Source organism: Mucilaginibacter sp. (assembly GCF_025359345.1).
Taxonomy (GTDB): domain Bacteria; phylum Bacteroidota; class Bacteroidia; order Sphingobacteriales; family Sphingobacteriaceae; genus Mucilaginibacter.
Window position 1 is genome coordinate 191,877 of record NZ_JANYGQ010000026.1, and the last position, 21,871, is coordinate 213,747.

The 21,871-nt window shown below is 42.9% G+C and carries 18 protein-coding genes; 11 read left to right on the forward strand and 7 right to left on the reverse strand.

Features of this window, described 5'->3' with window-relative positions:
• Positions 1-215 precede the first annotated feature (215 nt).
• Entirely contained in the window at positions 216-1,118 is a 903-nt protein-coding gene (locus Q0R52_RS17355) for a hypothetical protein (RefSeq protein ID WP_295796468.1), read from the forward strand.
• Between the two features lie 117 nt (positions 1,119-1,235).
• Here the strand turns inward: Q0R52_RS17355 and Q0R52_RS17360 are convergent, their stop codons facing one another.
• A complete protein-coding gene (locus tag Q0R52_RS17360) occupies positions 1,236-2,120 on the reverse strand; it encodes an AraC family transcriptional regulator (RefSeq protein WP_295796469.1) in 885 nt (294 codons plus the stop codon).
• Positions 2,121-2,243: 123 nt separating this feature from the next.
• Here Q0R52_RS17360 and Q0R52_RS17365 point away from each other — a divergent pair, with 123 nt between their 5' ends.
• The gene (locus tag Q0R52_RS17365) at positions 2,244-2,849 is read left to right on the forward strand and encodes a hypothetical protein (protein WP_295796471.1); all 606 of its coding nucleotides are present in this window, start codon (positions 2,244-2,246) and stop codon (positions 2,847-2,849) included.
• Positions 2,836-3,399: an O-acetyl-ADP-ribose deacetylase gene (locus Q0R52_RS17370; RefSeq protein ID WP_295796473.1), complete on the forward strand. Its 564-nt coding sequence runs from the start codon at positions 2,836-2,838 to the stop codon at positions 3,397-3,399. The genes Q0R52_RS17365 and Q0R52_RS17370 overlap by 14 nt, the downstream gene beginning before the upstream one ends.
• Here the strand turns inward: Q0R52_RS17370 and Q0R52_RS17375 are convergent.
• The 5 genes from Q0R52_RS17375 to Q0R52_RS17395 form a co-directional block, all read right to left on the reverse strand.
• On the reverse strand, positions 3,383-3,754 hold the full coding sequence (locus Q0R52_RS17375; protein WP_295796475.1) for a hypothetical protein: 372 nt from the start codon (positions 3,752-3,754) through the stop codon (positions 3,383-3,385). The two genes, Q0R52_RS17370 and Q0R52_RS17375, sit on opposite strands and share 17 nt — an antisense overlap.
• Before the next feature lie 116 nt (positions 3,755-3,870).
• Positions 3,871-4,239 (reverse strand): hypothetical protein, encoded by a 369-nt coding sequence (locus Q0R52_RS17380; protein ID WP_295796477.1) that lies wholly within the window; start codon positions 4,237-4,239, stop codon positions 3,871-3,873.
• Between the two features lie 24 nt (positions 4,240-4,263).
• Positions 4,264-4,617, reverse strand: a complete 354-nt coding sequence (locus tag Q0R52_RS17385; RefSeq protein ID WP_295796478.1) for a hypothetical protein — start codon at positions 4,615-4,617, stop codon at positions 4,264-4,266.
• A 228-nt stretch (positions 4,618-4,845) separates the two neighbouring features.
• A complete protein-coding gene (locus Q0R52_RS17390) occupies positions 4,846-5,211 on the reverse strand; it encodes a hypothetical protein (RefSeq protein WP_295796480.1) in 366 nt (121 codons plus the stop codon).
• Between the two features lie 280 nt (positions 5,212-5,491).
• Positions 5,492-8,074, reverse strand: coding sequence for an outer membrane beta-barrel protein (locus tag Q0R52_RS17395; RefSeq protein ID WP_295796481.1), 2,583 nt, complete (start codon positions 8,072-8,074; stop codon positions 5,492-5,494).
• A gap of 590 nt (positions 8,075-8,664) precedes the next feature.
• On the opposite strand from Q0R52_RS17395, the gene Q0R52_RS17400 reads away from it, so the two are divergent.
• The 7 genes from Q0R52_RS17400 (at position 8,665) to Q0R52_RS17430 (ending at position 19,568) form a co-directional block, all read left to right on the forward strand.
• Positions 8,665-9,612, forward strand: a complete 948-nt coding sequence (locus tag Q0R52_RS17400; RefSeq protein ID WP_295796483.1) for a DUF5977 domain-containing protein — start codon at positions 8,665-8,667, stop codon at positions 9,610-9,612.
• A gap of 248 nt (positions 9,613-9,860) precedes the next feature.
• Positions 9,861-11,870 (forward strand): glycoside hydrolase family 127 protein, encoded by a 2,010-nt coding sequence (locus Q0R52_RS17405; protein ID WP_295796485.1) that lies wholly within the window; start codon positions 9,861-9,863, stop codon positions 11,868-11,870.
• An 81-nt stretch (positions 11,871-11,951) separates the two neighbouring features.
• Positions 11,952-14,189 carry a putative Ig domain-containing protein gene (locus tag Q0R52_RS17410; RefSeq protein ID WP_295796487.1) on the forward strand — a complete coding sequence of 746 codons (2,238 nt, stop codon included), beginning with the start codon at positions 11,952-11,954 and terminating at the stop codon, positions 14,187-14,189.
• A 186-nt stretch (positions 14,190-14,375) separates the two neighbouring features.
• Complete coding sequence (locus tag Q0R52_RS17415) at positions 14,376-15,308, forward strand: dihydrodipicolinate synthase family protein (protein ID WP_295796489.1); 933 nt, start codon at positions 14,376-14,378, stop codon at positions 15,306-15,308.
• 119 nt (positions 15,309-15,427) lie between these two features.
• Positions 15,428-17,002 (forward strand): aldehyde dehydrogenase (NADP(+)), encoded by a 1,575-nt coding sequence (locus Q0R52_RS17420; protein WP_295796491.1) that lies wholly within the window; start codon positions 15,428-15,430, stop codon positions 17,000-17,002.
• Positions 17,003-17,128: 126 nt separating this feature from the next.
• The gene (locus tag Q0R52_RS17425) at positions 17,129-18,130 is read left to right on the forward strand and encodes a 4-hydroxyproline epimerase (protein ID WP_295796493.1); all 1,002 of its coding nucleotides are present in this window, start codon (positions 17,129-17,131) and stop codon (positions 18,128-18,130) included.
• 190 nt (positions 18,131-18,320) lie between these two features.
• Positions 18,321-19,568 carry an FAD-dependent oxidoreductase gene (locus Q0R52_RS17430; RefSeq protein ID WP_295796495.1) on the forward strand — a complete coding sequence of 416 codons (1,248 nt, stop codon included), beginning with the start codon at positions 18,321-18,323 and terminating at the stop codon, positions 19,566-19,568.
• A 154-nt stretch (positions 19,569-19,722) separates the two neighbouring features.
• Here Q0R52_RS17430 and Q0R52_RS17435 read toward each other — a convergent pair whose 3' ends face one another.
• Positions 19,723-20,745 (reverse strand): fatty acid desaturase, encoded by a 1,023-nt coding sequence (locus Q0R52_RS17435; RefSeq protein ID WP_252788327.1) that lies wholly within the window; start codon positions 20,743-20,745, stop codon positions 19,723-19,725.
• 507 nt (positions 20,746-21,252) lie between these two features.
• Between Q0R52_RS17435 and Q0R52_RS17440 the strand changes: the two genes are divergently transcribed.
• Positions 21,253-21,855, forward strand: coding sequence for a DUF2807 domain-containing protein (locus Q0R52_RS17440; RefSeq protein WP_295796497.1), 603 nt, complete (start codon positions 21,253-21,255; stop codon positions 21,853-21,855).
• Positions 21,856-21,871 lie beyond the last annotated feature (16 nt).

Below are 21,871 nucleotides of genomic sequence, written 5' to 3' on the forward strand. Positions count from 1 at the left end.
ATGGCTAATGTATTAATTTGTTTTAAATATTGATTGATTTGTTGCTTTGCGGTCCGTGTTTTAAGGTTTTTAGATTGTAAATCTACCAATCATCTTTTATACTTACGAACTTTTTAACTAAAAATATAGTATTCAACGTTTCTTAATCAACCCTTCACACTAAATGCGTTTATTTGCGTTATAATATGTTTTATAGATTCAATATCGAGTTTTAAATGAGCCGCTCCGCCAAAATGAGAATAATTGTGCCGCTGGTAATCGTCCTTTTTGTAGGTGCCTATGGCCGGCACAGGCAGCTTAACCGCGAAACGGATATAGCAGGCAAGCTTGAAAGCAAACAAATGAACGAAATTTCGGGCATTGCTGCTTCGGGCACTAGTCCGGATATTTATTATGTGCACAACGATAGTGGTGATACCAGTCGTTTTTTTGCGATAACACCTGATGGTAAATTAAAATCGACTATTTATTTTAAAGGAGATTTAAAGGCCAAACAGGGCGTTTATGATTGTGAGGACATCGCCGTTGGGCCAGGTCCCGCAAAGGGCAAAAGCTATGTTTATTTAGGCGATATTGGCGACAACCTGGCAAAGCGACCCTATTTAACAATTTATCGCTTTGCTGAAAAGGCTGATTGGCTGCAAAATGAAGTTACTTCGGACGAGCCGGTGCGGGTTAACTTAAAATACCCGGACGGGCCCAGGGATGCAGAAACGTTGATGGTTGACCCCGTAGAAAAACTAATGTACGTCGTTTCCAAACGGCAGGACTCGGTAACCGTTTACACAGCACCCTTAAAATATAAGGACAACGATACCATTACCCTAACCAAACGCTGCAAGCTGTTTTTTGCCGGGCTGAAATTGTTTAAATGGATAACTGCCGGAGACATTTCAAAAGATGGTTCGCAGGTAGTATTGAAAAGTTATGAAAAGGTTTATTACTGGAAGCGCAACGGCAACGAACCTGTTTGGAAAACCATGCAAGGCAAACCCGTAATACCATTTTATGTGCCCGAAAAACAAGGCGAGGCAATAGGCTTTACAGCAGACGGGAAAGGATACTATACCACCAGCGAAGGGGTTTATTCGCCTATTTATTATTATAAAACGCCTTGAGGCAGTGATTAGAGACCAGAGGTTAGAGATTAGGAAAATAAAGTATAGAATTCCAAGTATTTAAATCTCTAATATCCGGGAGTTTTTTCCTGATTCTTGTATCTTGATTTCTTGCTTCTATTCCTGCTCTACCGCACTCGCGTAACTATTCACATAATCCCTTGGCGACACGCCGGTAATACTTTTAAACACATAGTTAAAATTGGTAATGCTGTTAAACCCACAGCTGTAAGCAATGGTGGCAATGCTTTTGGCCGAACCGTTTACCAGCATCTTACAAGCCTCGTTCACCCGCACTTTGTTTACAAAATTTACCAGGGTATGTCGGGTATGCTTTTTAAAATAACGGCAAAAAGCAGTGGGCGTAAGGTGGGCCTGCATGGCAACATCCTCCAGGGTTAATGCGCTGCTGTAGTTTTGCATAATGTAATTGTATACCGATGCAATGCGCATGCCCTCGGGGTCGGTCATTGAAAACGCGTAGCTGCCCGACGATAGCGGCTGCAGGTTAGGCGTTGTGCTTAATACATTAAGCAGGCTTATAAAGCCGTATAACTGCTCAGCTCCGCTGGCTTGTTGAATTGCCAGTATACGATTTACCATATCGGGGTACATGGCGTCGGGTACTTTAAAGCCGCTTGGGTTTTGAGTAATAAACGCCTCAACAGATTTCATCTCGGGCAGTCCAAATAAAGCAGACAACTTACCTGACGGGTTAAAAAAAATGGTAACAGTCCGAACCTCTTTATCGCTATCAGGTTGAAAGTATGCCGGGTCGCTTTTAAACAAATGGGGTAGGTTGGCGCCAATCATATAAATTTCCCCCTCCCTGAACACGTGCATGTTGTTACCGGCCAGCAAGGTGCCTTCGCCGCTTATAATCCAGGTAATTTGAATTTCAGCATGGCGGTGCAGGTAGGTATAAAAATGCGGCAACACTTCTTCCTGCACAATTATGGAGTGGTCGTGCGGAACTGGAATGGTGAAGGGGAGCACTTTCATGATGTAAAATTAGTTAATTAGGTTGATTAAGTTGATTGGGTTGAATGGAGTTGCGGAATGTTTATTGTTACCTTAGATTTAACAACTCTTTAAGAGTTGTCAAATCTTCGCACGATTTATAAAATGGATACTACTATAAAATACATAGATGATGTTTGGACTGAACTAACCTTCGCCGAAGCGAAGCAATTAGATCGTTACCATAAGGTAATTGTTGATAATAATGACAATAAATACATTGAAACTTATATCGGAGAAAAGTTATCTGGTACAACTTACTACGTAAAGTCAGAAAATGAAATTGCTGAATACTTAGAAACAAATCCGGATGTTTCATTTAACCTTACCTATAAAGTGCGTAATTATAGTGTAGAGGAGCAACTGTCATACAGAGATGCCAAACTGAGTTTCAAGCGAGTGTTTATTTATGATATATCGGACAACCTTATTTGCCTGCAGAATTATGATGTTAAGACCGGTTTGCCTAAATATCCTGGTCCCGACAAAAGCTATTATGATGAGTCTGGCACGCATATTTACGAGTTTGTTTATAACGAAGACGGCTCATGTTTTTCTATCGACCGGGCTCAAATAATAGATACCGACGCTGAATTTTTGGCCAGTGAAATAGGGGTAAACCCCGAAGTAGATTTTACGTGGGCAGGATTTGAATATTATAAAAATGCTGAGCCATTGATACCGTTTGCTTCGGATAATGAGAAACTCTAACGAATTAAATATTATGGAAGGCACCAGCAAAATTGAATTAATACAAGGCGACATCACCAAAATAATTGTTGATGCAATTGTAAATGCCGCCAATACCTCATTATTAGGCGGAGGAGGAGTTGACGGCGCCATACACCGCGCCGGCGGTCCGGCAATTTTGGATGAATGCCGCGCCATAGTTGCCCGGCAGGGCGGCTGTAAAACGGGAGAAGCAGTGATAACCACCGCCGGGCGGATGCCTTCAAAACACGTCATCCATACCGTCGGCCCGGTTTGGAACGGTGGCAAACATCATGAAGACGAAAAGTTGGCCAATTGTTACAAGAATTCACTGCAATTGGCTATCGATAATAATTGCAAAACTATCGCCTTCCCCAATATCAGTACAGGCGTTTACAGGTTCCCGAAAGATGCTGCCGCGAAAATTGCTGTTGATACGGTCAAATATTTTTTATCCGGAACCGATAAAATTGAAAAGGTGATTTTTGTTTGTTTTGACGATGAGAACTACCAGCTTTATGAAAGGCTGCTGACTACTTATCGCGTTTAAGTTTGCAATGAAACTTTATGCCTTTGAAATCAATATCCATTCCTACTGAATCGCCTTCGGGATAATACCTGCCGTTATGCGGTATAACAACTCCTTCGGTGTTGGTAACCTTAAAAGTAAAATCGTTGCCGGCTATTTTGCCCTCTTCAATGTTCACAGGATTTCCCTGCGATTCGCCCGTGCCCGTTAGCTTATCGCCATCAACTTTGATGTTGTAATTCAGCGTGATTTCCTGGCCATCCGGGTCGGTAACAGTACCTGTCCATTTTCCTGATAACTCCGCTATTGCTGCTACAGCCAGGCAAACTATAAAGCAGCATACCAATGCCACAGTGGTAAATAATCTTTTGCTCATATTTTTAAGTTTAGTAATTATATGATGCACCGGCGCGACAAAAGGTTACAGGAAATTGCCGAATAAAAAAAGCCCTGCCGGTTTGGCAAGGCTTCTCAACATTAAGACTTTTAATTTTATTTATCAGTGCTGCGTTTTAAGGTCGCATGCATTTTAAAGCCCTGGTAATCTATGTCCATTCCTACTGAATCGGCTTCCGGGTAAAATTTACAGGTGTTTTTTACGTCAACGCCGTTTACGTCAATATTAAACGAAAAATCGTTGCCGGTAATTTTTCCATTCGTAATGTCTACACTTCCTTGTTGGCCGGTACTGCTGCCGGTTAGTTTATCACCGTCAACTTTAAATGCATAATTTAAAGGATAATCGTTGCCATCCGGTGCGTGTAATGAGCCGGTCCATTTACCGGTTAGGTCGGCGAAAAAAGCAAAGCAAACCATCACGCAACAAACCAGCGCCACGGTTGTGAAAATCTTTCTCTTCATAAAGTTTGGTTTTAGTGGTGATAGTTAGTTGGCTTTTTTAACAATAAAGTGTGCTTTCTGGCCGCCAAAATCGATGTCCATAGCAAGCGAATCGGCATAAATTTTACCGGTATGCGGGTAATCGGTGCCTGATACATTCACTTTAAACGAAAAAGCATCGCCGCTGATTTTGCCGTCATCAATTGTTACCGAGCCTTGAGGAGAATCGGCAGTTCCGGTTAATTTTTCGCCGTCAACTTTAAAATTGTAGGTAACCGCAATGTCCGAGCCATCAGTCGCTACAATAGTACCGGCCCATTTTCCTGAAATGTCTGCTATTATTGCGAAGCAAACGATAAAGCAGCATAATAATGCTGTAGTTGTAAAGAATTTTTTCATGTCAGTTTGGTTTTTTGTAAGATGCTTTAGGCGTTATAAATGTTACAATAAAGATATAATTAATAACGCTCATAGCGGCTCAACTATATTTCAATAAAAATAAAATTTTTGTCAATTAAATGGATGGAATAAGAGAAATATTTTTAGCGATGGCAAAAACTGAAGATATTAAACCATCGAAATCGTGCTGGGGGGCAATATTTATTCTTTTATCCCCCCTTTAGGGGGTTAGGGGGTCACTGCCTTGATCAATGTTGCGTGCGATTTTGCATCGCCCAAACTAATGTCAACCCCTACCGAATCGCCGTAAAATTTACCGGTATGGTCAATTTCCATATTGTTAACCATTACATTAAAGGTAAAAGTGTTGCCGGTTATTTTTCCATCGTTGATGGGCATATCGCCTTTGGGGGTTTTTGCAGTGCCGGTTAGCTGGGTGCCATCAATTTTAAAGTTGTAAAGCAGTGGGTACTCGTCGCCCTGGTCGGTTTTTAAAAGGCCCTGCCATTTGCCGTTTAAGCTTTCAATAGTAGCAAAGCCTGTAAAAAAGCAGCACATTAACAAAAAGGTAAAAATGATTTTCGGAGTTTTCATGATTAATGATTTTGTTTGATTTGATGATGTTTTTTTAATATTGATCGCGCCTTAGTTGGTTAGTTTTACATCGGCAAAAGTAGGATTGGCATTAGACGTTAATATGAACAATAGGTTAAGTTTTCATGCAGCGATTAACGGGCATTTGCCAATTTTTTAACATTTAGCAATGTTTAAATTAACAAAGGATTAATGATGTGAAAACCGGCGGCGAAGTGGCTAAAATAAAACTACGCTGACGCGAATAGAAAGGTGAAACGGCTTTCCCGTTAAGCAGTGATTATTTGAAATTATTAAACTTATAACTCACCCCCAAAAACACATACCGCTGAATATTTGAATAGCTGATAGTTTGCGTATAAGTAGGCCCCACATAATTGTTATAAAATTTAAACGAATTAAATATGTCGTAAGCCTGCAGCCAGGCCGACACATAGTTTTTAAAGAAACTCCTTTTAATTTCACCGTTCATTGAAAATGAGTGGTTGTTATTGATATTATGGCTATAAGTAAAAAGTGGGAACATTGAGACTTCCGATTTTAGAGCGGTTAATGAAATTCTGTCAGAATAAGTAAACGTAATTACATTACTGCTGCCGGTGCCAAAGTTAAATTTACTGTATGATGCGGCTAACAGCGGGGTCAGCGTAACCAGTGATTTTACAATTGGCAGCGTGGTTGATACCGATTGATTAAACAATATACCGCTGTTTAATACGCGCTGGCCGCTCACAAATGAAGGGTTTTCCTGGTAGCTTAACGAGCTGGTTGAATTAATATAGCGCTGATTGGCAAAGTTTTTATTAAACGAAAAAGAAAGCGCGCCCGATTTTGCATTACCCACATTGGTGGTAACGCTGCTTAAAAATGTGCCCGCAGATACAATTGCATAACCAAATTTAGAGGTATAATAGTTGAATTCGCCGCTGAATAAAAGCGATTCGGTATCTGAACTTTTTAAGTCATATGCAGCTTTAATGCTGTAATTGTCCTGGGGTTTAAGGTTGGGGTTGCCGCTCACCTGCGATACAAGGTCGAAATTGCTGTTGAGACTGCTGAGCTGGTGTATATCCGGATAGGTGGTAACTAAAGAGTAAGTGAGCAGCAGGTTTTTGCGCGGGTCGACTTTATAATCGGTTTTTAAGTCGAAGTTCACTTTAAAGGAGTTATTTGCAGTCCCGCCGGCCGTGTGTATATCTTTCGAATTGAATATCCCGGTAATGTTGCCATCAAATGAAACTTTAGAAAAAGTGCGCTGAAATTTTAGCCCGGTTTCCAGGTATTGGTTATAAATGCCGGCAGGGGTGAGGTAGCTTACAGCGGTATCGCTTTTTACATTGTCGCTTTCAACAATATCGTCCTTTTTGTAATTGGCAAAAATGGTGACATAGCTGTTTTCGCCCAAAGGTTCGGTATAGCTGCTGTTTATCGCCAATTGCCGGTTTGTTACCAGCCTTTTACCATCAATAAAATAGGTTTTTGTTACATTGTTGCTCAGGTTATAAATGTTGTTGCTCTCGTTTATGTGATAGCTGTTATCATTATAAATAGCGCTCACATTTAGTAGCCGCCCTTTTTTTGAAGCAAACCGGTGCAGGTAAAGCACCCTGCTCGATGAATTTTCGGTTAACGTGTTGTTTAGCCTGCCAACCTTCGATATCGTGTTGGTACTGTCTGATTTTATTGTATAATTTAACGAGTCGCGCACCCGGGTATTAACAGAGCTAAACGATTGCGAGATATTGAAGCTGTTGAGCAGGTCGGCGCGGTAGTTAATATTGAAATTTGAGTTGTCGATGCCCCAGGTTTTTATGTTTGAGGCATTGGTGGTTTTCGAAAACTGGCGGATATCCAAATCATTCCGTTCTGAAAGCGAGGTGTAAAGCTTATTGTCCAGCCTGCCCTTGATCTCAAAATTAACGTCTAATTTTTTAGCAACAACATTACGATAGGTAAACCTGGCGCCGCGCGCATTTAAGCCATTTCCCGTGGCCGAAAAACTTACGGATGGTGGCGTTATCAAGTTATCGCCGGCGTTTACGTTGTTCAAATTCAGGTCAAGCGATACCTGTTGTTTGTTCCGATATGCATACAGATCGGTATTTGCCAGGTAGCGCGCTGAAGTGCCACCGCCCGCATTGGCGTTGCCAAACTTGCCTTTGTTGTACTGGGGTTTTAGCGTCAGGTTTACTTTTACTACAGGTCGTAATTTGGTGGTATTGGTAGTACTATCGATATTGGTTTCAACCACCTGTATGTTCTCCATGGTTAGGGCAGGCAGCAAATGATAGATGTCGAAGTTGTTTTTGCCAAAAAAATCACCGCCATCAACCAGTATATTCGATACCAGGTTGCCCTTGTAATAAATGCGACCGTTTTTGTCTTTCGTAAAACCGTAGTTTCCCGAAAACAGGTCGTCCATCATTATTGAGCGTTCAAATTTATTTTTCGAAAGGTTAATGTTGGTGGTATCGCTGTACCGCCTTTTGGCATTAACTTTTACTTCCTGCAGTTCAATTTTGCCTGGTTTAAGCGCGAATGTGCCCAAAAGGTAATTTTTGTTTTGCAACTGTTCAATACTGAATTTCTTATCGATTTTTAAATCCTGGTAATTAATGCTGGTTATTTTCAAAGCCGTCATCTGTAAATACAAACTCTGTGGAATTTTAAAATTGCCCAGGCTATCGGTTGCGGTGCGGTAGGTAATATCGCTGCCTTGCAACAGCATAATATTAGCGCCTTCAACTGGCAAATTACTGTCTTTATTTACAATCTTCCCGGTTACAAAAGCCGTTTGCGCGTAAGCGCCCCCTGTAGCTATAGCCAACAGGAGCATCAGGAACAGGCCCGGAATTTTTATCATTAAATTATAAAAAGGTTTATGGTACAAGTATAAGGTATTAAGGCTGGTAATAAAATATATGTTTAATTTACAGTTAATGAATTGATTGAAGTGAATTGCTCAAAAGTTAATCACTCGCCATTATCAAAGCTCCGCCCAATATTAAATATTAAGTATAAGTGGCTGTATATGCTTCCATTTATGCTATGTGCTCCTTCAAAATAAACGAACGGTGTCGGCAATAACTGTCTATATAACAGCATATAACATTTTTTTTTCGCATTAAATAGCAATAGTTAGCTGGTTTATATCTAATGGATGCTTGGATCAGGCACGATAAAAATAGCCAAAAAAATTATTTGAAAAAATATTTTAGAATTTAAATAATAATATAATATATTTGAATACCAATTAACCTAAACGATTAACCAACACGAAGATTTTGTGGCAACTGGCAGTGGAGTTACCCGCTGTTTACCGGTTTCGGCATCCCTTCGGAAATCCAACAATTAAACATTTTTTTTACTCAAAAACCTGAGCCTTTAAACAATTTGAACTGACCGAAAACCTAATAAATTATTTAGTATCTATTAACCTTTAAAAAAACCTTTATGAAAAGAATTTTTCTGCTATGCAGCATACTATGCTGCGCGGCCCTGTCGTGCTTTGCCACAATTACATTCAACCATCCAAACGTTACTTCCGGCGGCACCATTGTTTGGACCGCAGTTGGTGAAACCCCGTCTAATCACATTGATGCTGCCAGCTTAAGTTCGCCAATGTATGTGATTACCTGCCCTGGAATATCGGCAGACAACCCGCCACCTTACGGCACAGGCGATGGAAATTTCTCTGACTATTTCCATATGGGAATACTGAGCGTACAAGCCTACAACTGTACTACATTGGCACCAACAACTATTTCAATAACATGTACAAGCACCGGCCTGGTTCCGGTAAACATCGACATTAACCTGCATTTTATGATGAAGTTTGATGTTTGCGGCGGCGCTAATGGTACAACCACAACCGATATAGCGCCAGGTGCAACCTTGTTCCCTGTGGGGCAATTTGGTAACTCACAGCGGTCGCAAGCCTTTACCCGCAATAATTGTGGTACGGGCTCTACCGGTTCAAGCGTAACGTATACGGTAATACAAAACACTTACGCGGGCAGCACGCAGGCGGCAGCCGATGCCCAGGCACAAACCGATATTAACAACAATGGCCAGAATTATGCAAACTCGCACGGCACCTGTACAGTAAACCCGCCAACCATCAGCTTCGCGGTTACAAACAACAGTGGCAACGGTTTATCAATTACTTTTGTACGCACAGGGCAATCTAACATTTCGGTAAACGCGCCGGCTCATTCGGGTACCCAGCATGTTACCTTGCCACAGGGCAGCGGTTATTACATTGGCTACAACCCATCAGGCATGCCGGTTAATTGCACCGTATCGTTAAGTAATGGCGAGTCGCACCCTAATGCACCGGGTGGCAACTTCAGCCCCGAAACTATTGGCACCGGCGCGGTGATATCAATGACGGCCAACTAAACAACAAACTAATTGGGAGTAAAATAATAATTGCAGGTCCCCCGGGTGATAAATCCGGGGGATATTGTTTTTAATGAGCTTGGTTTTACGCTATTCTATCCTTATAATTAAACAAAAGTATATCAACAAGGTAAAATGCAGTTATAATCTGGTAAAAATCCTTTGAATATAAATTTGTGCACTGCGTACTTTTGGATTCGTTAATTTGGTGTGGTTAATTCCAACCTAACAAACTCATTCAAAAGGCTATGATAAAGAATATTTGCTTATTGGCCCTTGTATCCTGCTGGTTTGCGGCAAACGCCCAAAAGCAGGATTATCCTATACAGCCAGTGCCTTTTACCAGCGTAAAGCTAACCGATCATTTCTGGTCGTCGCGCATCGAAACAAATCGCACTGTTACCATCCCGGCATCGTTTAAGCGTTGCGATAGTACCGGCCGTATCAAAAACTTTGTAATGGCTGCCGAGCACAAAGGTAAGTTTTGCACAGTTTATCCTTTTGACGATACCGATATTTATAAAACCATCGAGGGCGCCTCATACTCATTAGCAGTGCATTCCGATCCCGCATTGGCAAAATATGTTGATTCGTTGATTGCTATAGTTGGCCGCGCGCAGGAACCAGATGGCTATTTGTATACTGCCCGTAGTATAAACCCGGCACACCCGCTATCAGCAGCCGGGCCGGAGCGTTGGATAAATGAAGGGAAACTAAGCCACGAACTTTACAACTGCGGCCACATGTTTGAAGCCGCTGCAGCCCATTACATGGCAACCGGCCAGCGCAACTTTTTAAATATCGCCCTAAAAAATGCCGACCTTTTGGCAAGGACTTTTGGCCCCGGTAAAAAACACGTCGCTCCCGGCCACGAAATTGTGGAAATGGGACTGGTGCGACTATACCGAATTACGGGCAAAACTGACTATTTAAACCTCGCCAAGTTTTTTATCGATCAACGAGGTATAAAACAATACGACAAGCACAGCAAAAACCCCTACGAAAACGGCGTTTATTTCCAGGATAACGAACCGGTTATTGACCAGGATGAAGCCGAAGGTCATGCTGTAAGGGCAATGTACCTGTACTCGGGCATGACGGACGTGGCAGCCTTAACCGGCGATACTGCTTACATTAAAGCCATCGACAAAATCTGGAACAACATGGTTACTAAAAAAATGTACGTGCAGGGGAGCATTGGCGCAGTTGGCGATGGCGAGCGTTTTGGCGATAATTATGAATTACCTAACGCCACCGCTTATAACGAAACCTGCGCCGCAATAGGCAGCGTTTTCTGGAACCAGCGTATGTTTTTATTGCACGGCGATTCGAAATATATTGATGTGATGGAAAAGACGCTTTACAATGGATTAATCTCCGGCGTTGGGCTTGATGGCAAATCGTTTTTTTACACCAACGCCATGCAAGTTACCGACAGCTTTAACCACCCTGATTTAGAGAGAGAGCGCTCGGGCTGGTTTGTGTGTTCCTGTTGCCCTACCAATGTGGTACGGTTAATACCATCTATCCCAGGTTATATTTATGCACAGAACGGCAACGATGTGTATGTAAACCTTTTCATTAGTGGTACCGGTAATTTAAAGGTGAACAATAAGGAGTTGAAGATTACCCAGCAAAATAACTACCCATGGGATGGCGGCCTGGCTTTTACTATCGACCCATCATCGGCCATGGATTTGAACCTTAAGATACGCATACCGGGCTGGGTACAAAACCAGGCTATACCATCAACACTTTATAGCTATCAGCAGGTGTCGGTACAAAAAATAGAAATAAAGGTTAATGGCAAGCCGGTTGATTACCAAATGAAAAACGGCTACGCTGTTATTAGCAAAAAATGGAAAAAGAACGATAAGGTTGAGCTAACTTTACCAATGGATGTACAACGGGTGGCGGCCAACATAGCCCTTGTTGACGATATTGGCAAAGTGGCATTGCAGCGCGGCCCGCTGATGTATTGCGCTGAGTGGAAAGATAATAATGGCAAGGCAAGCAACCTGGTTGTTCCTAAAAATACTGTTTTTGAAACGGCCTATGATCCATCGTTATTAAATGGGGTAACTGTATTAAAAGCTACAGTTAAAAGTGTTAATATTGATGAAGCAGCGCAAACCGTAACTACCGAAAACAAAACTATGACCGCCATTCCATATTACTCATGGGCCAACCGGGGTAAGGGCGAAATGACGGTGTGGTTTCCTGAAAAAGTAAAATATATTGAATTGATAACAAAATAATTTATAAACCGTAGTTTTGACAGTATTAAACCAAAAAACCACCGTTTCTACGGTTGAACCAATTATCAAATCAATATTAAAATGATGAGAAAACTATTTTTGTTGACCTGCATAGTTGCCGCCCTTACATTTAGGGCTGCCGCACAGGAAATGTCAATCGACAAGGGATGGAAGTTTGCGATCGGTGATTCCACCCAATGGGCATCGCCGGCTTATAACGATAGCGGCTGGAAAGCAGCTGATTTAAGCAAGCCGTGGGAAGAACAAGGTTATAAAGGCGTTAACGGCTTTGGCTGGTACCGGCTGCATTTAGTTATCCCGTCATCGATCAAAGAAAAATCATTTTTAAAAGATAGTCTGCGCATCATCCTTAATGATGTTGATGATAACGATGAGGTTTACTTAAACGGTAAACTGGTCGCGAAATATGGCGGGCAAAAGGGCACTATAAAAGATGGTAACTATGGTCCGCGTAGTTATACCATTGCAGCCAATAACCCGGCGTTGTTGTGGGATAAGGAAAACGTATTGGCCATCCGCATTTTTGATACCGGCGGCGAAGGCGGTTTATATGGTAATAAATTTACCATAGCAATGGCAGGCATAATGGACCCGGTAACCATAAATACCGACGGTGAGTTCAGCTTTGGCGAAAACAACAGCCTTGACAAAGCCATTAAGCTAACCACCACCAGTAATTACCAGTATAAAGGTAAATTGGCCTTTAAAGTAACAGACCCTGAAAACGGCACTGTACTTTACGATAAGACAAACGAAGCCAATTTTACCGCGGGCAAACCGTTTACTTATAAGTTTAACATAGCACGGCTCGAGAAAAAATCATACCTGGTAACCTATACGTTTACTGAAGAAAAATCCGGCGAGACCGTTACAAAAACTGACGGTACACCGTATGTGCTAACACCTTACCCAAGCGCTAAACCGATGATCAACGGGCCCGATGTTTATGGCGCGCGTCCCGGAAATCCGTTTTTGTACCTGGTGCCTGCATCGGGTAAAAAGCCTTTGATTTATGAAGCAACCGGTTTGCCCGAAGGTTTAAAGCTGGATGCCAATACAGGTATAATTACAGGTGCTGTTAGCCAAAAAGGAGACTACGCCGTTACTTTAACCGTGCACAATAGCCTCGGTACCAAATCAAAGAAATTCACCATAAAAATTGGCGACCTGATAGGCCTTACACCCGCCTTAGGATGGAACAGCTGGAACGCCTTTGGACTTTCGGTTAACGACCAAAAAGTACGTGTGGCTGCCAAAACCATGATTGATAAGCTAAGCGCACACGGCTGGAACTTTGTAAATATAGACGATGGCTGGGAAGCTGAAAAGCGTGCTGAAAGCGGTGAGATTGTAACCAACAGCAAGTTCCCGGATATGAAGGGTACTGCCGATTTTGTACACAGCCTGGGCTTAAAGATGGGGATTTACTCGTCGCCGGGTCCGCGTACCTGCGGCGGCTATTTAGGTAGCTGGCAGCATGAAGACCAGGATGCCAAAACTTATGGCGATTGGGGCATTGATTATTTAAAATACGACTGGTGCTCGTACAGCGAGGTAACGGCTAAAGACCCAAACCTTGATGATATGAAAAAACCTTACCAGGTAATGCGGGCGTCGTTAAATAAAATTCCAAGGGATATTATGTTTAGCTTTTGCCAGTATGGTATGGGTCAGGTTTGGAACTGGGGCGCCGAAGTTGGCGGTAACAGCTGGCGCACAACCGGCGATATCACCGATACCTGGAAAAGCATGACGGATATTGGCTTTAGCCAGATGCCCGCCGCGCCACATGCAGAACCGGGCCATTTTAACGATCCGGATATGCTTATTGTCGGTAAAGTTGGTTGGGGCGATAATCAGCACAATACGCATTTAACACCTGATGAGCAGTACACGCACATCAGTTTATGGAGCCTATTATCATCTCCCTTATTAATAGGCTGTGATATGGGCAAACTTGACAGGTTTACACTGAACCTGCTTACCAACGATGAAGTACTGGCTATTGACCAGGATGCATTAGGTAAAGAAGCTAAACAATTCTATAACACTCCGAAGGATGACCCGATTCAGTACCAGATTTGGATAAAGGATTTGGCGGATGGCAGTAAAGCTGTAGGATTCTTTAATACCGGAGATAGGTATGGGACTACTAGTTTATACAAAAAGGCAAGCGGGCTGAGCGAATATACAAAGGTACGCGACGTATGGCAGCAGAAATACCTGATTATGAGTGGTGACGCAATTACGGTAAAAGTTCCACCGCATGGGGTTGTGCTGGTGAAGTTAAGTAAATAAAATTATGACTAATAACTCTTTGTCATTCTGAACGTAGTGAAGAATCTTATATAAGCAATAGGTATTCCCTTGTTAGGTCGCAAACCTTGCAAGCGGTGACTCACAACTGAATAAGATTCTTCGCTATCGCTCAGAATGATAAAAAAAAGTAAAAATTAAATAGTATAGCATACAAAACACAATAACATGAGCGTAATTTGGAAAGGGGTTTTCCCGGCGGTAACAACAAAATTCAACGACAATGACGAAATGGATTTTGAGGCATTCGATAAAAATATCGAAGCACAATTAGAAGCAGGTGCAAAAGGCATCATCATAGGCGGTTCGCTTGGCGAGGCCAGCGTATTAACCGATGATGAAAAAATCGAACTGTTAAAGCAAACCGTGAAAACGGTTAACAAGCGCGCTTATGTGATATTAAATATTGCTGAGCAAACTACCAGGGCAGCGCTGGTATGTGCCGCCAACGCTTTAAAATACGGTGCTGATGGCTTAATGATGCTGCCGCCGTTGCGCTACAATGCCGACAAGCGCGAAACGCTGGAGTATTTTGCAACTGTTGCCAAAAGCACGCCATTGCCGATCATGATCTACAATAACCCCTACGATTATAAAATTGAGGTTACCCTGGATATGTTTGCCGAACTGGCCCAATATGATAACATACAGGCCGTAAAAGAGTCGACACGTGACGTGAGCAATGTAACAAGAATGATAAACCGTTTTGGAGACCGATTTAAACTATTAACCGGCGTAGATACGTTAGCATTGGAGAGTTTGTTTATGGGCTGCGATGGCTGGGTAGCTGGCTTGGTTGATGCTTTCCCGCGCGAAACTGTTGCGATATTTAATTTAGCCAAACAAGGTCGCCACCAGGAAGCACTGGCTATTTACCGCTGGTTTTTGCCTGTGCTTGAGCTGGACATTCACCCCAAACTGGTACAGTACATTAAACTTGCTGAAAAGCAAACCGGCCTGGGTACCGAAACTGTAAGGGCTCCACGTTTACCATTAGTTGGGGAAGAACGCGAGCGTATATTATCAATAATTGATAACGCCATCGCTAATCGCCCTGAACTGCCTGCTGGTAGCTGGGGTGTTGCGGTTGAGGCTAATTAGCCTTTTTTGTCATTGCGAGGAACGAAGCAACCGCGAACTATGCAAGACGATTTTGCAGGGTGACGAGTTTGCTTCGTCGTATCTCATCGCAATGACAAGTTTTTTTAATTTTACATACTATGGAAACAAGAAACTTAATAGGCTACAAATACCAACCCGAACAAGGCAAAACATTTAAAGCCATTGACCCTGCTTTGGGCGTTGACCTGCCCGGCGAATTTTATGCCGCCAGCATAGCCGAAGCCGAAGCCGCCATGATTTTGGCAGATAAAGCTTTTGCAACTTACCGCAGCATCGGCAAAAGCAAAAAGGCCGCATTTTTACGGGCCATTGCTGATGAAATTATTGCGATTGGTGATGCGCTTATTGAGCGTGCATCTGCCGAAAGCGGCTTACCTGCACCACGTTTGCAGGGCGAACGCGGACGTACCACCAACCAGCTAAAAATGTTTGCCGATGTGCTGGAAGAAGGCTCATGGGTGGAAGCAATAATAGATACTGCCATACCCGATCGTCAGCCGCTGCCCCGTTTGGATATTCGTAAAATGATGGTGCCGCTTGGCCCGGCAGTGGTTTTTGGGGCAAGCAATTTCCCTTTGGCATTTTCTGTTGCCGGCGGCGATACTGCCGCCGCTTTGGCTGCCGGCTGCCCGGTAGTTGTTAAAGCGCACCCTGCGCACCCTGGCACGAGCGCTTTGGTTGCCGAAGCAATAAAAAAGGCCGCCGAAAAAACCGGCATGCCCGAAGGTGTTTTTTCGATATTATATGACGATGGCTATGCCGTTGGCGAAACGCTGGTGAAACACCCAAAAACTAAAATAGTAACTTTTACAGGTTCGTTAAAAGGCGGTATGGCCCTGGTAAAAATGGCACAGGAGCGTAAAGAGCCCATCCCGGTATTTGCCGAAATGGGTAGTGTTAACCCCATCGTTTTGCTTCCGCAGGCACTTGAAAACCGCCCCGAAGAATTGGCTAAACTGGCAGGCCCGGTAACTAACAATGCCGGTCAGTTTTGCACGCAGCCGGGTTTATTACTGGCAGTAAAATCTGCCGGACTGGATAAGTTTAAAACGGCGCTTGCCACTGCTATTGCCGGTATCAATTCAGATACCATGCTTACACCCGGTATCTGCAAAAACTTTAGCAAACTGGCTGAAAGCGTGCTGGCTGATAAAGCTGTAACGGTTATCGCAAAATCGGATAAAATAAACACCGAAAAGTTAAACCAGGGCGGCGCCGTAGTAACTGAAATTACCGCTTCTGCATTTTTAGCTGATGACAAGTTTAAAGAAGAAATTTTCGGGCCGTACTCCATGCTGATAGTGGCTGATGATATAGCCCAATTGGAGGAGGTTGTTGATTCGTTACACGGCCAGTTAACCGCCACTATTTATGCTGACGGAGATGAGCTTGCTGCTAATACAAGCATTACCGATAAGCTGGCAAACCGTGCCGGCAGGGTAATACTTAACTGCCCGCCAACCGGTGTTGAAGTTGGTAATGCCATGCAACACGGTGGCCCTTACCCGGCAACCTCAGATAGCCGCTTTACATCGGTAGGTACCTCATCCATCAAACGTTTTGTGCGCCCGGTATGCTGGCAAAACTGGAGCGAGGATTTATTACCCGACGAATTGAAAACCAATAATCCGTTAAATATTTGGCGGATGTTTAATAATGAATGGAAGAAATAGTTTCTTCTTAACTGTCATTGCGAGGAACGAAGCAACCGCGAACTATACAGAGCGGCTTTTGCAAATTCGCGGTTGCCACGCTGCGCTCGCAATGACAAAAATTAAATTAGCTTTAAATAGAAAATAATGTCTTCAAAAACATTCTTCTGCATAGACGCCCACACTTGCGGTAACCCGGTAAGGCTGGTAGCTGGTGGCGGCCCGAACCTTGAGGGTAATAACATGAGCGAAAAGCGCCAGCACTTTTTAAAAGAGTACGACTGGATACGCAAAGGACTGATGTTTGAGCCGCGCGGCCATGATATGATGTCGGGCAGTATTCTTTACCCGCCGCACGACCCGGCAAACGACGTTGCTGTTTTGTTTATCGAAACCAGCGGCTGCCTGCCCATGTGCGGGCATGGTACAATCGGCACGATAACCATAGCTGTGGAAGAAGGGCTTATAGTTCCAAAAACTCCGGGGATTATCCGCATGGAAGCACCTGCTGGTTTAGTGCTGATTGAGTACAAACAGGAGGGAAGCAAAGTTAAATCGGTAAAGCTAACCAACGTGGCATCGTATCTTGCAGCCGAAAACCTGGAAGTTGAATGTCCGGATTTAGGTATGCTTACTGTTGATGTGAGCTATGGCGGTAACTATTATGCTATTGTTGATCCGCAGCCGAACTTTAAGGGCCTTGAAGATTATACTGCAGACCAGCTAATATCATGGAGCAGGGTATTGCGTAAACGGATAAATGAGAAATATACTTTTGTTCACCCACAAAACCCAACTATAAACGGTTGCTCGCATATCCTTTGGACGGGCAAAACTATTTCGCCTGAAGCCACTGCACGCAACGCGGTTTTCTATGGCGATAAAGCAATCGACCGCTCGCCCTGCGGCACAGGTACGTCAGCCCGTATGGCGCAATGGCATGCTAAAGGGAAATTGAAAAAAGGTGACAAATTTATACACGAAAGCATTATCGGCAGCCAGTTTATCGGCACTGTTGAGGATGAAGTAATGATTGGTGATAAACCGGCCATCATTCCCGGTATTGAGGGTTGGGCAAAGGTTTACGGATATAATACAATTAAAATAGATGACGAGGACCCGTACGCATTTGGGTTCCAGGTGATATAACGAAATATTAAATTAAACTACGCGTCATTGCGAGGAACGAAGCAATCTCTACGCAGGATAGTCAAGAACCTTAATATTTTGGGGAACCTAAATGCGGCTTGCAAGGTATCCATAATTAATTGGTCCATTGATTTGCATGTGGAGAGATTGCTTCGTTCCTCGCAATGACGCGCGGAGAAAGAAGTGAATAATGAGCAAAGCAATAATAATCGGTGGTGGTGTAATAGGTTTATTTTCGGCATACTACCTGCACAAATCAGGTTGGGAAGTCGACGTTTTGGAGCAAGGCGACCTGAGCGACAATTGTTCATTCGGCAACGCCGGTATGGTTACGCCAAGCCATTTTGTGCCGCTGGCATCGCCGGGCATGATTGAGCAGGGGATACGCTGGATGTTTGACAGCAAAAGCCCGTTTTATGTAAAACCATCCTTAAATAAAGAACTGATTGGCTGGGGACTAAAGTTTGTAAAAAGCGCCACCAAGAAACATGTGGAACGCTCGGCGGGCGGATTGAGGGATATTTCATTACTGAGCCGGAATTTATACCACGAGTTTGAAAAAGACTCGGGTATCAACTTCGATTTGGAAGACAAGGGCATCCTGATGCTTTTTAAATCAGCTAAGGTTGAGGAAGAAGAAATACACATGGTTGAAAAAGCTACCAACCTTGGTTTGGATGCGCAATACTTAACATCGGCAGAAACCCGCAAACTACAGCCGGATATCGAACTGGATATATTGGGCGCCGTACATTATCATTGTGACTCGCATATGTCGCCCAACAAACTGATGAAGGGATTAGTAAAATACCTGGAAGCAGAGGGGGTGCGCATACACAGAAATACTGAAGTTACAGGAATAAACACTGATGCCGGTAAAATAACATCAGTAATCACAAAGGATGCCGAATATACAGGCGATAGTTACCTGATTTCCGGCGGTTCATGGTCGCCGGGAATAGCAAAACTAGCCGGATTGAGCATACCGCTAATGCCCGGCAAAGGCTATTCATTTATGGTGAACAACCCGGTTAAAAAAATGACTATTCCATCTATTCTTTGTGAAGCACGCGTTGCTATTACTCCAATGAACGGCGGAATCCGCTTCGGCGGCACCATGGAAATCGGCAAAATTAATAAGCAGGTAAACATGAACCGTGTAAAGGGAATTGTTGAATCAGTTCCTAAATACTTCCCTGAATTTAAGCTGGATGTGCCGGCTGAAAAAGATGTGTGGTTTGGCTTTAGGCCATGCTCACCGGACGGCTTGCCTTACATCGGGGTATCAAGTAAATACAAAAACCTGGCTATTGCAACCGGTCATGCCATGATAGGTTTGGGCCTGGCGCCTGCTACAGGTAAGTTGATTGCTGATGCTTTCAATGGCGAAAAGCCCGTTATTGAAGCAGGATTATTTAGCCCTAACAGGTACGAGTAGTCAGAGCCGTTGATTTTCATGATTGCGTTGATTTCGCTGATTGCCGTTTGCGAGGCATCATGGCAATCCTACAATCCTTTAGTCAAAGTTCAGACAAACAAAAATGACCTGCCATTCGGCAGGTCATCTCCATAAATTTTATATCGAATGCTGTTTACAAAACCGCTGCCGGTTCCTGTGCTTTGATCAGGTCGGTATCAGGTTTTGAGACATCGGTAAGCGCTACGCGGCCGCGATCTTTTCTTAGTATCCTGTTGAACAGCGATATCTCCCTGTCAAACAAAAATCTGAAGAATAACTTGGTCCACGAAGTATGATAATGTAATGTATCGTAATATTCAGGAGCAGCTTTCCTTATCTCAGGCAGCTTGTTCCATGGTATCGATGGAAAATCGTGGTGCTCATTGTGGAAGCCTACGTTAAATGCAAGTACGTTCCATGAGCCATAATAGCTATAGGTTTCCTGCTCGTCGCTATGGGTAAGGTAATGTTCCTGTATCCAGCGCGCACCAAGCGGGTGCAGGCCAACCGAAAACGAGAAGCTCAGCAGCAAAAACGCTACTGCCGGCCATCCCATAAAGTACCATATGGCAGTGGTGAATGCTGCCTGTAAAACAAAATTGGTAATAATCCACCCATCAATAGGGTGAATTTCGCGTAACCGCGATAAACGAAATATCTGGAATATTGGGAAAAACAGCAGCCATAATGCTTTACCAAAGAACGAGCTACCTATCAGCTTTGCTTCCCATTTGTTGGGAAGATCGGCATCAAGCTCATGTACACCCTGGAAAGAGTGGTGTTTGATATGATATTTTTCGAACGAGATTGCGCTCGGTAAAATTTGAGGCAAATTTGAAAACATTGATGCCCACCTGTTGGCGTTGCCATTTTTAAACAGCAGCTTGTGGGTACATTCGTGTATCATCACAAAAAGAGCGTGGTCGGCAAAGGCGCCCAAAAGATAGGCAGCGCCAAAAATAATCCACCATGATTGGTCGCGCACAAACCAGGCGAGCACTACCTGGAAAGCCACCAATCCTATAATGGCAAAAATTGTTATCGGGTTTTTACCAATCAACTGCCTTAGGTGCGGAAATTCTTTTAAGATTTTTTTTGTCCTTATACGGTGCGGCTCAGACTCCTGTGAGTAAACGAAATCGGTTCTTTTTGTCATTAGCTTAAATAGTATCAGGGGTAAAGATAATAATATGATGCTTAAATATAATTTTATTGTAAATTTTTATTCCGTAAAATTATATTAATAATTTATTTTTTTAATTCAAAACGTGCTTTTTGAGCCCATTATTGCCGAAATAGGGCATTATAGCCATTTATAAATCACAACCTGTGGTTGTTTGCCCTTTGAATTGTACGAGGGCTGGAAATTAAAATTGAGCATTACTCCAAACAACTCCAATATCCTCTATCCTGTGGCGATTAATTGGTTAAAGTATAAATATAGGTGATAATTCTGTATTAAAATTGGGTTGGTGCCGGTTATTTATCTCTGCCGACCGGTAAAAACCGTTCGCCATGGTTCACAAAGCGTACGCTATCGAACGTTTTTTTCAATAGTAAAAAATTTATTTATTTGATTATCAACTATTTAAAAATAGGGTATCAAATTTGGCATGGGTTAGTAAATTAAAAAATAAATAATTCATCAATAAAATATACAACAATGAAAACTATAATAATAACAGCAGCAATATTACTGGTAGCAGTATTTGGGCTAAGTAATTCTACCTATGCTGTAGCAGCAAAAGACTCACAGGCATATACCATATTAACCGAAGTAAGCAGTATTAACAAAATCGAAGTTCATGGTAACGTTGAGCTTTATGTATCGGCAGGTGCAACCGACCAGGTAAAAGTTTACAACCAATACTATAAAGAAACAGCATTGGTTCAAAGCCAAAACGGCGCGCTTTGTATATCATCATACAAAACAGAAAAACTGGTGGTTTGGGTAACTGTAAGCGATTTGCGCAGCCTTGAAGTTTATGATAATGCATCAGTAAAATCATTCGGCAAGTTTGCTGCAATTGATATCGATGTTAAGCTTTATGACAATGCAACGGCGAAACTGGATGTGGATGCTTTCCGCGCTGATATCACCCTTAACGATAATGCCAGGGCTAACGTTGCCGGCAATATTACCTATGCAGCACTTAAATACAACAAAGCCTCAATGCTAACTACTACAAACCTGGTGGCTGACAACATTATCAAAACAGATGTTGATGGTGTTAAAGACAGCTCAGCAGATTTTGTATCACTATAAATATACACACCAATCC